The 14,548-nt window shown below is 43.4% G+C and carries 12 protein-coding genes; 10 read left to right on the top strand and 2 right to left on the bottom strand.

Features of this window, described 5'->3' with window-relative positions; all coding sequences use genetic code 11:
- Positions 1 to 132 precede the first annotated feature (132 nt).
- The 9 genes from J7I42_RS21295 (at position 133) to ilvB (ending at position 12,229) form a co-directional block, all read left to right on the top strand.
- On the top strand, positions 133 to 1,341 hold the full coding sequence (locus tag J7I42_RS21295; protein WP_209140890.1) for an MFS transporter: 1,209 nt from the start codon (positions 133 to 135) through the stop codon (positions 1,339 to 1,341).
- Between the two features lie 35 nt (positions 1,342 to 1,376).
- Positions 1,377 to 2,249: a helix-turn-helix domain-containing protein gene (locus J7I42_RS21300; protein ID WP_209140891.1), complete on the top strand. Its 873-nt coding sequence runs from the start codon at positions 1,377 to 1,379 to the stop codon at positions 2,247 to 2,249.
- A gap of 226 nt (positions 2,250 to 2,475) precedes the next feature.
- A complete protein-coding gene (locus J7I42_RS21305) occupies positions 2,476 to 3,837 on the top strand; it encodes a TolC family protein (RefSeq protein ID WP_209140892.1) in 1,362 nt (453 codons plus the stop codon).
- Between the two features lie 18 nt (positions 3,838 to 3,855).
- Entirely contained in the window at positions 3,856 to 4,893 is a 1,038-nt protein-coding gene (locus J7I42_RS21310; protein WP_209140893.1) for an HlyD family secretion protein, read from the top strand.
- Between the two features lie 7 nt (positions 4,894 to 4,900).
- Positions 4,901 to 6,484, top strand: a complete 1,584-nt coding sequence (locus J7I42_RS21315) for an MFS transporter (protein ID WP_209140894.1) — start codon at positions 4,901 to 4,903, stop codon at positions 6,482 to 6,484.
- 30 nt (positions 6,485 to 6,514) lie between these two features.
- A complete protein-coding gene (gene mug, locus J7I42_RS21320) occupies positions 6,515 to 7,054 on the top strand; it encodes a G/U mismatch-specific DNA glycosylase (RefSeq protein WP_209140895.1) in 540 nt (179 codons plus the stop codon).
- An 88-nt stretch (positions 7,055 to 7,142) separates the two neighbouring features.
- Complete coding sequence (locus tag J7I42_RS21325; RefSeq protein WP_209140896.1) at positions 7,143 to 9,899, top strand: 2-oxoglutarate dehydrogenase E1 component; 2,757 nt, start codon at positions 7,143 to 7,145, stop codon at positions 9,897 to 9,899.
- A gap of 5 nt (positions 9,900 to 9,904) precedes the next feature.
- The gene (locus J7I42_RS21330; RefSeq protein WP_209140897.1) at positions 9,905 to 10,432 is read left to right on the top strand and encodes a GNAT family N-acetyltransferase; all 528 of its coding nucleotides are present in this window, start codon (positions 9,905 to 9,907) and stop codon (positions 10,430 to 10,432) included.
- Positions 10,433 to 10,507: 75 nt separating this feature from the next.
- Positions 10,508 to 12,229 carry a biosynthetic-type acetolactate synthase large subunit gene (gene ilvB / locus J7I42_RS21335; RefSeq protein ID WP_209140898.1) on the top strand — a complete coding sequence of 574 codons (1,722 nt, stop codon included), beginning with the start codon at positions 10,508 to 10,510 and terminating at the stop codon, positions 12,227 to 12,229.
- Between the two features lie 12 nt (positions 12,230 to 12,241).
- On the opposite strand, the gene J7I42_RS21340 is transcribed toward ilvB, so the two are convergent.
- Positions 12,242 to 12,805, bottom strand: coding sequence for a TetR/AcrR family transcriptional regulator (locus J7I42_RS21340; protein WP_209140899.1), 564 nt, complete (start codon positions 12,803 to 12,805; stop codon positions 12,242 to 12,244).
- A gap of 166 nt (positions 12,806 to 12,971) precedes the next feature.
- Between J7I42_RS21340 and J7I42_RS21345 the strand changes: the two genes are divergently transcribed.
- Positions 12,972 to 13,943 carry a hypothetical protein gene (locus tag J7I42_RS21345; protein WP_209140900.1) on the top strand — a complete coding sequence of 324 codons (972 nt, stop codon included), beginning with the start codon at positions 12,972 to 12,974 and terminating at the stop codon, positions 13,941 to 13,943.
- 89 nt (positions 13,944 to 14,032) lie between these two features.
- On the opposite strand, the gene J7I42_RS21350 is transcribed toward J7I42_RS21345, so the two are convergent.
- A complete protein-coding gene (locus J7I42_RS21350; RefSeq protein WP_209140901.1) occupies positions 14,033 to 14,494 on the bottom strand; it encodes a response regulator in 462 nt (153 codons plus the stop codon).
- Positions 14,495 to 14,548 lie beyond the last annotated feature (54 nt).

A 14,548-nucleotide genomic window follows, 5' to 3' on the forward strand; every position in this document is an offset into this window, starting at 1 on the left:
CTTTTATAATTGAGATGGATATGGGAGCCAATGTTGGCCTTGAAGCTTATTTGTTGTAATGAATAGACTGGTCTGTCTATTTATAAAAAAGTTGATTATCTTCACCTCCGTTTATCCGATCAATCATATAAGATGAGTTTAAAAAAATCCAATTTACATCCGGCTATTATTCCGTTGATGGCGGTTTCCGCAGGTATTATCATTGCCAATATTTATTATAATCAGCCTATCCTGAAAGATATTGCGGTGTCAATTAATGTCAGTGAAGCAGCGATAGGTAAAATTTCCATGCTTACACAACTGGGTTTTGGGGTGGGCATGTTTTTCCTGCTTCCATTGGGTGATAAGCTTAACCGTAAAAACCTGATCCTTTTCCTGATGGTGATGCTGGGCGTTTTGCTGGTTGGGTTAACGTTTGCTTCCAGCCTGGCGTTGGTGTACCTACTGAGTTTCCTGATCGGGTTGTGTTCAACACCGGCCCAGATCATTTTACCTATGGCGGCTACCTTAGATGGCGTGAACCGGGGAAAAACGGTGGGAAGAGTATTTGCCGGCATCCTGGTAGGTATCTTAGGCGCGAGAGTAGTGAGCGGGTTTATTTCCAGCTGGTTAGGTTGGCGGTATGTCTATGGCATGTCTGCAACACTGGTATTTGGGGCAGTTGTTTTACTAAAAAGATTTCTTCCAGACGTAGCTCCAAAATTCAAGGGGAATTATTTTCACCTGCTAAAGTCAACTTTATTGCTGATCAAAGAATACAGACTACTAAGACAGGCTGCTTTGTTGGGCGCCTTTACATTTGGGGTTTTTTGTTCATTCTGGACCACGCTCACGTTTCATCTTAGTGCCGCGCCGCTTAGCTATTCAGCCAGTACTATTGGGAGTTTTGGGCTTATTGCAATTGGTGGGGCCTTGGTGGCACCTTATTTTGGAAAACAAGCTGATAAAGGAGGTGCTTATAAGTCATTATTTATAACGGGAAGTCTTACTATCGGAAGTGTTGTTTTAATTAAGCTTTTTCCGCTTTCAATGCCGGTTTTGGTGGTTAGTATTTTCTTTTTGGATATTGGGGTGCAGGCAACGCAGATCACCAATTTTGCCCGCATCTATAGTTTGCACGAACATGCCCACAGCCGGTTAAATACGATCTATATGACCACCTATTTTATAGGAGGGGCCATTGGTACCTATTTTGGTTTGCTTTCGTGGCGGATAGGAGGTTGGAATTTGTCTACCTGGCAAATGTTGTTATGGGGTTCTATTGCCATGACAATTGTTATTGTATCTGAGAAATTGAACTCCAAACGGTTAAGAGCTGTTACAATGAGTGAAGCTGCTTAAGCGGGCCTGTATATTTTTAATTAAACAGTACGTACATGTGCGCTATAAAAACCTTTACACTCTCCAGGCATAGCCGGCTTTTTTCTGTGCCCGATAGTAACAAGGAATATCTTTTTGTGCAATCGGGTGAACATCCCTATCATGAAGAGCCATACCGCGCCGAGAGTTATGCTATTGTCTATATTAAAGAAGGTGGTGTAAAGCTAAGTGCAGGTACGGTATCAATAGATGTGGATGCGCCTGCCATGATCACCCTGGGGCCGTCGGTTATCCGGTACTTTTCTAAACGCAGCGACCTGCTGAAGATGGATGTTATTTTTTTTAAGGATACTTTTTTATTGGAGCAACATGCTGACGCATTATTTCTATCGAGGTACGATTTTTTTGAAAACAATGATCGCCATACTTTACCGCTGAAAGGAGCTTTTCTGAATAAATTCAGTAAAATATTTGAACTCATACAACTGACGCAAACTACTTCTACCTATCATGAAGCGCAGCTTATCCGAAGCTATATTTTTGCGTTGATCTATGAAATAGATGGGTATTGCCGGGAACAAGTTGCTCCAGGAGATTCTTTTGGGAAGGCGCATCCGCTGCTGACAAATTTCAGGCAGTTGCTTAACCGTCATTATATGCAGGAGCATAAACTGGATTTTTATGCCAGTCAGCTTCATCTCACACCCAAGTCGCTTTCGGCCGCCATTAAAAAGCAAACGGGGAAATCGGCCGGAAAATGGATCGATGATACGGTAACGCTTGAAGCAAAAGTATTGCTACAAAACAAAGCGCTCACGGTGTCACAGGTCAGTGGAATGCTGAATTTCTCAGATCAATCTGTGTTTGGTAAGTTCTTCCGGGCAAACGCGGGTATGTCGCCAGTCGAATACCGGAAACAATTCCTTTAAAGGAATTCATTCTTCATATACGGTCTTTCGACGAATATTGTCTTAGCCTGATTAGACCTGTAAGGTGGACGCTTGCGCCAGGTAGGGGGAATTTTGAATGGTAGCTTTTATAAAAAGTGATGTAGATCACATATTCCATCATAAGCCATTTCGACGAATACTGAGGCTATTCAGCCTATTATTACTTTCCCATTAATCAGACATTTGTGTGGGAAATATTTGAGTTATGGATATTAATAATTACATCGGCTGCAAATGCCGTTTGTTTGTTAGAGTTCTATTACTGACTGTTCTTTTGTTCAGGGCCACCAAAGGAAGTGCACAGGCTTACAATGGTAATACATTCAAACTTACCCTTGAAGAAGCCGTGCGCTTTGCAAAGGGACAGAATAAGCTGGTGCAGGCTGCCACTATTGAAGAAAGCGCTGCCGGTGAAGATCTTAAAGATGCGTATAACGCGGCATTGCCAACAATTACTGCCAACGGTTCTTATCAACGTTTTTCCCGTCTCACCCTTTTTACGGATGGCCTCAGTCATTCCGCTACCGGACCAAGGAAACCAACGCCAAATGGGGCTGCTTTGGGTGTTGACGCTTTATTTAATATTTATAGTGGAGGTAAGCAGCGGGCGTTACAAAGTGAACAGCAATCGCGGTTACACCTCGCGAGGTTGAATGCTAAAGATCAATCGGGTAGCATAGCGTTGCAAACAGCCCAACAGTACCTAGAACTGGTAAGGTTGACCGATCTGCAGCAGCTTATTGCTGATCAGCTTAACCGGGCACAAACGCGGGTCAATAACATCAACGCACTTTATAATAATCAAAAGGTCACTAAGAGTGATGTATTGCGAGCAGAGGTAGTGTTGTCGAACGTTGAACTTTCTTTACAGGAGAATGAAAACAATTTAACCATTACGAACCAGAAACTGGATGACCTGCTGAACATTCCTGATACAGTGCGGATCTCACCGGTAGATTCAGCCGGTATGGCAAAGCCTGCAATAAGTTCATTACAGTCTTTTATCGAAGCCGCAGGGGTTACTTCTTATGCCATACAAAAGACAACTGAAAGTATAGAACTGCAGCGCGCCAGATTAAAAGGTATCAAAAGTGGCAACCTGCCAACTATAAGCTTTTATACGGCTTACGGGTTGAATTATCCTAATTACCTGTTCTTTCCACCTGTTGATCAGGCTTATGCCATAGGTTTTGTTGGCCTGAAAGCGCAATACAGTATTTCTTCACTTTATCATAATAAGCGTAAGGTGGAAGCGGCCAGGCTTCGGATAAAGGAAGGGGAAGTACAGCAACAGGCTGTTGCTGATAATGTTCGAACAGAGGCGCATTCCTTATATATAAAATACGTGGAGGCGCTTACCAGGATACAGGTAAATGAACGGTCGGTAGAGCAGGCCCAGGTCAATTATAAGATCGTAAACACAAAATACTTAAATCAGCTTTCCCTGTTAACAGATCTGCTGGATGCCGATAATCTTTACCAGGAATCACGCTTCAATTTGATCAGGGCGCAAACGAACGCGCTCAGTATTTACTATAATATCCTTTACGTCAGTGGTAATTTATAAAGTGAACAATTTAGAAAAATGGAAAAAGTAAAACATAAAATACACCCCGGTAATATTGTTTTAACGGTGATCGCAGTAATTGCTATTGTTATTGGTGTGATATACATTATACGATATTGGCGCTACAGCGCACATTATGAAGAGACCAACGATGCTCAGATAGAGTCTTACATTAACCCGGTGTCTGCAAGGGCGGGCGGCTATATTCAAAAGGTATGTTTTAACGAACATCAATTGGTGAAGCAGGGCGATACGCTGGTTATACTGGATGATAGAGAATACCGTACACAGTTAAAATCGGCCGAGGCTGCCATGGAAGACGCCAGTGCTCAACTGACGGTACTCGCTGCGAATATCCATTCAGCAGAAACAGGCACCAGTGTGAACGAAGACCAGATCAAAGGCGCGCAGGCAAGATATGTACAACAACAACAAGATATTAAACGATATACGAACCTGGTAAAAGAAGAAGCTGCTACCGGGGCAGAACTGGAACAAATAAAAGCACGGTACGATGTGGCTGAAAGTGATTACAGTGCTGCGCAAAATAGTTTGAAGACCAATCAGGCGCGCATTGCAGAATTGAAGACGCATTTTTCCTTGCTGCAGGCAGATATAAAACGAAAACAGGCCGCCCTGGACCTGGCCAGACTGAATTTATCGTATACTGTTATACGGGCGCCGTATGCCGGCCGGCTGGGTCGTAAAAATATCCTGGAAGGACAGCAAATTCAACCGGGGCAACCCCTGGTGAGTATAATAAATGAAGGGGAAAAATGGATAACAGCAAACTATAAGGAAACACAGGTACAGGGGATGTACGTAGGACAGGCAGTGGAGATCCGGATCGATGCGATAGCCGGTAGAGTATTTAATGGAAAGATCACGGCTATCGCTGGCTCCACTGGCGCACGTTTTTCGTTGTTGCCACCTGACAATTCCACCGGGAATTTTGTCAAGGTCATTCAACGGGTGCCTGTTAAAATTGAATTTGAAGGGAAGGATGCGGAAAGTGTATTACCCGGAATGAATGTAATTGTAGCTGTTAAAAAATGAGTGTAAGATGAAACCTGCATATTTTAAATCGTGGATAAAGGATTGGGATTGGGGCATCCGGATCGCTTTATTGTTGATATTGCTTTCTGCCCTGATGCAGTTGGGATTATTTGCATTGACAGGTAATTATGTCGCTGCCTATTTGGGGGCGCAGCCCGAAGATGTGTTGTTTTGCTTAATGTCAACGTATTCGGGTATCATTGCCATCCTGCCATTGCAATTCCGGTTGTTGAGGTATTTCGAAATACGTGGGTATCTCATTTTTAATATCGTACTGGCAATCTTATTGAATTGTCTTTGTTTTGGATGCCAGGATATAAACTGGTTGTTTGTTATCAGGTTCCTGCAGGGCATATTGGTAGGAAGCATTAATGTATCTGTATTGATCCTGATCTTTTCACGGGTGCCTGGTGAACGTGCACAATTGATCGGCGCGGCTGTTTTTTATCCGGCGATCCTGAGCAATATTGTTCTGGTGGCTTTGATTGCAAGCGTGGTATTGGAAGCGGCAGACTGGAAAGTAACTTACTATTGTCTTATTGGTCTGCAACTGGTAACGTTGCTGATAGCTTTGCTGATGTTGAGGCGGCATGCGGGGCACAGGCGGTTCCCATTGTACCAGTTAGATTGGGTGGGGGCTATCCTGATTGCCTGTAGCGGCTTGTCGCTTGCCTATACTTTCATTTATGGTTCTAAATATTATTGGTTTGATGATATCCGGATCTGTTATAGCGGGGCCATTGCCACAATTGGAATATTGTTATTTCTGTACAGGCAAAGCATCATTAAACGGCCATTAGTTCACCTGGCTGTATTTAAGTCAATCCATTTTGTGATTGGAATTTGTTTACTGGGCATTTATTACGGCGGTAAAGACAGCATAAACCTGGTATACAACTACGCATTTGGTATTCTCAGGTGGAGCCCGGTTCAGGTAATTACACTGGGATTGTGCAACATTGCCGGGATGGTTGGCCTGGTGATATTCTCCACGCAGTTGATGATCCGGAAAAAACAGGCCATCCAGTATTTTCTCGTAACGGGGTTTGGGTTGTTGGGATTATTCAATGTATGGATGTGGTTCATCTTGACGCCTGATCTTTCTTTTACTGACCTGCTCTTGCCCATGTTCATACAGGGCGCAGCATCAGGGTTGCTGTTTGTTCCCATTACCATTTATATTTTAACATCGGCGCCGGGGTTTAGTGGTACCAGTGGCATAGTGCTGGCCGCTTTTACCCGGTTTATAGCAACGCTCAATTCAATGGCCGGTTTCTATAACCTGCAGTTATATTACAATCAATATTTCAAAGAAGGTTTTCTCGGTTCCATAACGGCGGAGAACCAGAATACAATAGCACGATTAAATACATACCGGTCATTGTATGTGTTGAAAGGATATTCACCTGAGCAAGGATCGGGTATCGCCCTTGGTGCAATTTGGCAAAACCTCGGTTTGCAAAGTCAACTGCTAACAAGCCGGGCTGTGTTTATGACGTTTGCCCTGATGCTTCTTGGTACAGCCTTGCTGGTGTTGTTTGTGCCTGCCGCGGCCAAAACATGGCAGCAATGGAAGGTGGCGATCCGTTGATGCAACCTTTAATAAAAAAATTAGAATGATATGAATAACCAGTTACCAGATATTCTTTCGGAAAATTTACCGATTGTGTTTTGTGGAATTAACCCCGGGTTAAAATCCGCAACTGACGGTCATCATTTCTCCAATCGCAGTAACCGGTTCTGGAGAGTGCTTCATCAGGCCGGATTTACGCCGCATGAAATAGAACCTCAATCAGATACCACCATTCTTACCTATGGGTATGGTTTAACCACGGCGGTAGAGAGACCTACAGTACGGGCTGATGAATTATCAAAACAGGAATTCGATCTGTCGATTGAACCATTCAGGAAAAAGATGGAAAAATATAAACCTGCCTGTCTTGCTTTTTTGGGCAAACCCGCCTGGCAGGCTTTTTCAGGATTAAAAACAGTTCAATGGGGGTTACAGGAGGCGCTGTTTTGTAATGCCATTGTCTGGGTATTACCCAATCCAAGCGGACTTAACCGAAGTTTTACCTTACAATCGCTGGTAGATCATTACCGCGAACTACTTATAAGCATGTACAGGTGGTATAGCCATCAGGTAGAAGATATTGGGTGAATCCGTTAATAACAGGCTGGTTTTCACAAGAGGGGCCTTACAGTAATACTACCTTTATAAGTGGAAAATGAAATAAAAATTAAAAGTCATGGACCGTTTAACATATCTCAATAACGGGAATGCAGCTTACATCAATTCGCTTTACGAAGCCTATCAGCATAATCCCGATTCAATAGAAGTCGACTGGCAGCATTTTTTTGAAGGATTTGATTTTGGCGCTGTGCAGGCTGATTCAAATGCTTCCTTCAATGGCGTTACTGCTGCCGTAGCAGCTGTTGCACCGGACAAGGAAATAAATGTGTTAAAGCTGATCGATGGGTATCGTTCACGAGGACATTTGTTTGCGAAAACAAATCCGGTAAGAGAACGCCGGCAGCATTTACCTGGCAAAAACCTGGAAACCTTCGGGCTAAATGATACTGATCTTGACAAGGTTTTCAATGCGGGCGTAGAAGTAGGTTTAAGAGCCACTACATTAAGGGAAATTCGTCAATTACTGGAAGAGACCTATTGCGGGCCCATTGGGGTAGAATATAAATATATTGGCAGTCCAGATAAAATAAAATGGTTCCAGGATAAAATGGAATCTGTGAAAAACAAGGCTGATTTCTCGTTGGATGAAAAGAAGCGTATTCTTCATAAACTAAACCAGGCGGTTGTTTTTGAGGCCTTTTTGCAAATCAAATTCCTGGGTCAAAAACGCTTTTCATTAGAAGGCGGGGAGACGCTTATTCCGGCCCTGGATCTGCTTGTGGAAAAAGGGGCAGGGGCTGGGGTTGAAGAGTTTGTAATTGGAATGGGACACCGTGGCAGATTGAACGTATTGGCAAACATCATGGGGAAACCTTATAAGGAGATCTTTGAAGAGTTTCAGGGCAAAACCAAAGACCATGAAAGTACCTTTAGCGGGGATGTAAAATACCATTTAGGCTATTCCAATGACATAGTTACACCGGAAGGCAGAAAGGTACACTTGAGTGTATGCGCCAATCCTTCTCATTTGGAAGCTGTTAATGCCGTTGTAGAAGGCATTGCACGTTCGAAAGCAGACTCTAGATACGATGGTGATCATTCGAAGATCGTACCGATACTTTTACATGGAGATGCTTCCATTGCAGGACAGGGAATTGTATATGAGGTGTTACAAATGGAGAATCTGGCAGGTTTTCGTACGGGCGGTACTATTCACCTGGTCATCAACAACCAGGTGGGTTTTACCACAGATTTTAAAGATGCCCGTTCCAGTATCTATTGTACAGATCTGGCAAAAATGGTATCGGCCCCGGTCTTTCATGTGAATGGTGATGATGCGGAAGCCCTGGCTTTTGTGATTGGTCTGGCCTTCGATTATCGGCAGACTTTTCACGGAGATGTGTTTATCGATATTTTATGTTATAGAAAGTATGGACATAACGAGTCTGACGAGCCCAGGTTTACGCAGCCGCTTTTGTACAAATCGATCGATAGCCACCCGAATTCAAAAGAGATCTATGTCCAAAAATTGATAGCGGAAAAAACTATTCCAAAGGAATATGCTGTCGAAATGGAGGCTGCTTTCAGAGCTGAGTTGCAATCGTATTTGGATGAAGCCAAAATAGAAGAAAAGATTGAAGAAACTAAACCCCCCTTTCTGGCTGCCTGGCAGGGTTTGCGAAAAGCGAGTGACTCAGATTTTAACGATTCCCCTGAAACAGCTATCTCGGAAGATGCACTTGTCGAAATAGGAAACAGGATCACCACTTTGCCAACTGGCAAAATATTTTTAAAGAAAACAGAGAAAGTCTTTGATAGCCGCAGGAAAATGGTAACCGATACCAAAGTGTTCGATTGGGCAATGGGTGAATTACTGGCCTATGGTTCATTATTAATGGAGGGGCACCTGGTCCGTTTAACCGGCGAGGATGTAAAACGGGGCACCTTTTCTCACCGGCATGCAGTGGCCAGAGTCATTGACACTGATGAAGAATATGTACCACTCAACAACCTGGGTGTCCGTGCAAAGTTTGAGATCTATAATTCATTGCTTTCGGAATATGGTGTAATGGGTTTTGAGTATGGGTATGCCTCGGCTAACCCAACGGCGCTTGTGGTATGGGAGGCCCAGTATGGTGATTTTTTGAACACGGGTCAGGTTATAATTGATCAGTATATTGTTAGTGCGGAAGCCAAATGGAAAATGGCCAATGGACTTGTTATGCTGCTTCCGCATGGTTATGAAGGGGCGGGCCCGGAACATACCTCTGCCAGAATAGAACGTTTTATGACGCTGTGCGCGAATAACAATATGCAGTTGGTAAACTGTACAACCCCTGCCAATTTTTTCCATGCATTGCGTCGTCAGCTGCATCGGGATTTTCGGATACCGCTGGTCGTATTTGCTCCGAAAAGTCTTTTGCGGAATCCGCTATGTGTGTCACCGATCGATGAATTCACAAAGGGAAAGTTCCGTGAACTGATTGACGATCCCTATGTGAACAGCACACAGGTTAAACGGGTGTTGTTTTGTTCCGGTAAGATCTATTACGATCTGTTTCAAAGACGGCAGGAAAATGATCGTACGGATGTGGCGATAGTTCGGATAGAACAGCTATACCCCACACCATTTGATCAAATGCAAAAAGTTAAAGAGAAATACAGTTCAGCTACAGAGTTTATCTGGGTGCAGGAAGAGCCGGAGAATATGGGCGCCTGGCCATACTTATGCCGCAAGTTAAGAAACAATAATATGGACCTTGCTGTCATTGCAAGGGGAGAGGCTAGTAGCCCGGCGACCGGTTTTGCAAAGCTTCATGCGGAAGAACAAATGGAAATTATAAACCGGTCGTTTGAAAGAATAATTAAATAGAATTTATGGAAAATAGCATTGTAACAAGATTCTGCATCGGTACTGAGCAGGGTCAGGGAACCCTATTGTTCCTTGGTAAGGAAACGGCGAATGAAAAATATACCGGTAATGTGCCTCCGTCGACACTCACGGCATTTATCGAAGATAATTTTAGCTACCAGGTATTGGATGCTGAAATGAATAGCATGTCGAACCAGTTCCTGGTAGTGTATGCAGATGGTATACCGGCAGGGTACGCCCGTATCACTTCGAAAGGCGAGCGTCCGGAAATTTTTAAAGGGAAAAGCGTAATAAGGATCGCAGATTTCTCGGTTTTAAAAAAGTATAATGAGATAGAGGTAAAAAAGAGCCTGTTTGAAAAATGTCTATCCGTCTGTGGCTTACATCAAATAATATGGATCAGTGAATATGATCAAAATCCTGATCTGGATTTTTTTGCCAGCTACGGATTTGTGAAAAATACAACAGTTACCGGTGCCAATGAATTGGGTTTACCATTGGTTTATATGGTGAAGTCCAAAGAATGCGCATAAGATGATAAAAGGACCTGTGAAATAATTGGGTGTTATCGAATTGAAAGTTAATAGAGTACTATAAAATTATATTAAATGAAAGCTGAGTTGATCGCTCCGGAAAAGAGCTTACAAATAACTGGGTCTGTTGCCATTTTAGAAGCGCTTATTGCTGAAAATGTAGAAGTGATCTTCGGTGTTCCCGGCGGGGCCAATATTGCAATTTATGATGCACTATATGATTATGAGCAAAAACTGAGGCATATCCTGGTGCGGCATGAACAAGGTGGTATACATGCGGCCCAGGGGTACGCACGCACATCAGGCAAGGTAGGCGTCGTGTTCGCAACCAGCGGGCCCGGCGCCACTAACCTGCTGACCGGTGTGGCCGATGCCATGATCGATAGTACACCGGTTGTATGTATTACAGGACAGGTATACGCACACCTGCTGGGCTCCGATGCATTCCAGGAAACGGATATCATCAATATGTCAACGACGATAACCAAATGGAACTACCAGATCACCGATGCAGAGGAAATTCCATCGGTACTGGCAAAAGCATTTTATATCGCTCGCAGCGGCAGACCGGGTCCGGTTTTGATCGATATTACTAAGAATGCACAGTTGCAACTGTTTAATTATTCGGGCTATAAAAAGTGTGATCATATTCGAAGCTACAGACCCAAACCGGTGGTTCGTTCTAACTATATTGAACAGGCGGCAGCTTTAATAAATAGCGCGAAAAAGCCCCTCGTTATCTGGGGCCAGGGGGTAATATTAGGTGGCGCTGAGCAGGAGTTAAAAACATTTATTGAAAAAGGCGGCATACCGGCAGCCTGGACCGTGTTGGGCGCCGGAGCTGTTTCGTATGATCACGAGTTGAATGTGGGCATGCTCGGCATGCATGGCAATTATGCTCCAAACGTACTCACCAATGAATGCGATCTGTTGATTGCCATCGGTATGCGTTTTGACGATCGTGTTACGGGCCGTTTGGACAGGTATGCGAGGCAAGCTCAGGTAATTCATCTGGACATTGATCCTGCTGAAATTGATAAAAATGTAAAATCCACCGTGCCGGTATGGGGCGATTGTAAAGAAACATTGCCGTTGCTTACTGCGTTGATCGAAAAAAAAGAACACAAAGACTGGCTTCAGCAATTCCAAACACTTTACAAAGAAGAATTGGAAACGGTGATCTCTCCTGAACTGCAACCGGCGAGTGGAGAACTTACCATGGGCGAGGTAGTGCGAATGCTTAATGAGCATACAAAAGGCGAAGCCATTATTGTTACAGATGTAGGTCAAAATCAAATGACAGCCATCCGGTACGCGAAATTAAATCATACCAGAAGCAATGTGACCAGTGGTGGGCAGGGAACAATGGGATTTGCATTACCAGCCGCAGTAGGCGCAAAGTATGGTGCTCCCGATAGAATAGTAGTTACCATTATTGGTGATGGTGGATTTCAAATGAACCTGCAGGAGTTGGGTACCATCATGCAAAATCACCTGGATATCAAAATAATAATTTTGAACAACCGGTTTTTGGGAATGGTGCGTCAATGGCAGGAACTCTTTAGTGAGCGTCGGTACTCATTTGTTGATATGGAAAATCCCGATTTCGTGGCATTGGCTGCTGCCTATCGGATTGCGGGAAAATGTGTTTCCGATCGGGCCTGTCTTGAAGCCGCTATAAAGGAAATGTTCAGCCACAAAGGACCCTACTTATTGGAAGTAATGGTTGCAAAAGAAGGCAATGTGTTCCCTATGGTACCGCAAGGATGTGGAATAAGCGACATAAGGCTTAAATAAATGGTTAGTGTTCTATAAAAGGGCGGCGGCTATTGTTTTTGCGTTTTTAATAGGCGCGTCCTTTTTATATAAACTGGCAGCCACAGTGGCCCCTTCAAGTAATAGGAAAACAGATTCACAGAGCATATCTATTGATAAGCCAGCTGGGTTTTGCAGATCTATCTGGCTTAATAGTTTTTTAATAAGCCGTTTCATCTTGTCTTTTTCCTTGCTTACCTGTTCAAATATCGGGAGGTCTTCTTTGGGTACCTCTGCAACGACCTTGGCAAACTGGCAACCGCGAAAACCGGTATTATGCTGTTCCTTTTTGCGAAAATCAAAAAGGGCAAGCAGCCTGGCTTTAGGGTCCTTAATAGTCTCAAGGTGTTTTTCCAGTGAGGTAAACCAGATATCTTCGGCTCGCTCAATATAGGCCGCCAAAAGGTCTCTTTTGGAAGGAAAATGATTATAGAGCGAACCGCGGGCGATAGCTGCTTCGTCTATGATCTGGTTTATGCCAGTAGAATTATATCCCTGTTCATAAAACAACCTTGATGCTACGTCAAGGATCCTGGTTTTTGGTGTTGATTCCTTCATTTCGGGTGCAAAAGTAGTAAAAATCAGCCCTTTCTATTATCGGGTAATTAAACCGTTAAATCCGTTGATTTAACCTGCTGATAATATCATCCCCGGAAACTTTACCAATGAATTGCCTAGGTTTGGTACATCTTTTTTGAAGTATAAGTGTAAGCCAGGAAACAATATGAAAGCAGGTTGGCAATATGTTATTAATACCTTTCTATGCACCTTGTCGTTCATTGCCATCCAATCCTGTTTTCCCTGTAAACATTGCCGGGAGGACCAATGTATGCTACCCGGCCCCGGCGTAGCATACAGTAATGATCTGCCGGACAATTTTACCGAATTCAGCAGCAGTCCACAGATAATCCCATTAAAGCGAAAAAAATTACATGAAATATCCGGTATTGCTGCAAGCATTAAGAATAAAAATGTCCTGTATTTAAACCAGGACAATGGCCACCCCCATTGCATTTATCTTACCAATACTACGGGTGAGGACCTTGGCAGACTGGTCATTTGTAATAGCAGCAACCGCGACTGGGAAGATATGGCCGTTGGTCCGGGCCCAATGCCTGACCGTAGTTACATTTATGTAGCCGATATTGGTGACAATAACGCCTGGCATTGCAACATCCGCATTTATCGTTTTCCGGAACCGGAACTTACAACAGCTGCGTTCCCTGTGCGGAAATTAATAAAAAATGCAGAGGCTATTTGTTTGCAATACCCTGACAGGCCACACAATGCAGAAACAATTCTGATTGATCCGCTTACCCGCAATTTGTACATTGCCACGAAGGAGGATGATAGCAGTCGCATTTATGTTGCTTCGTTTCCGCAATCAACCCGCCATAAAATAATGCTTGAATCGGTAATAACGTTGCCATTCAGGCTGGTGACAGGCGGCACCATTTCATCCAATGGCCGGGAGGTCTTTTTGCGCAGTGAAGATTATTACTGGTACTGGAAACGGGCGGAGGAAGAATCTATAACAGCTGCATTAAGCAGGCCGCCCCAGCAAATAACACCGGTAACAAAAGAACCCCAGGGGGAAGCCATCTGTTTTGCAACCAACCAGCAGGGATACTTTACCTGTTCAGAAGTGGATAGAAAACAGCAGCCGGTCATTTATTTTTATAAAAGGGAATTTTGATAAGCATCAGCAAAAGCAAATATTATTCCAGATCACATCCTTACAAGAATGACGAGTTATTTCCACTTCTTGTTTTGATAATTATCTCATCAGTGTTGATTTCCCGGGTGTTTGAAATACGTTATATTGTTATTATCCTTAATGGCCTCAGGAAGATGAGGACCAAGATTGGCACTTACAAAATTTAAAATGGTATGCAAACCGTCGAAATCCAGTGGTTTTACACAATAGCCAGAGGCGCCGGCAGTTTCGGCTGTTGTAATGTCTTTTTCGTTGGAAGAAGTAGAGTATATAAGAATTGGTATATTTTTAAAATGGTCATTTTTTTTGAATTGCGATAAGAATTCCCAGCCATTCATGCCGGGCATATTGATATCCAGAAAAATAACCTGCGGGAGTTGAGGCATTTTATCGAGCAACTCCAATGCTTCTTTACCGCCATCAGCAGTTACACATGTTATTTCTGGTTTTTTTAATTTGGCTGCACGTGAAAACAGGAACCGGTCATCCATGTCATCATCTATCAGCATTATGACTTTTTCTTCCTTCACAACATTAATTGTTTTGGGCATTGAATTTCAAGTCACCCTTCGATTAACTGACAA

The organism is Niastella soli, from assembly GCF_017742245.1.
GTDB lineage: Bacteria > Bacteroidota > Bacteroidia > Chitinophagales > Chitinophagaceae > Niastella > Niastella soli.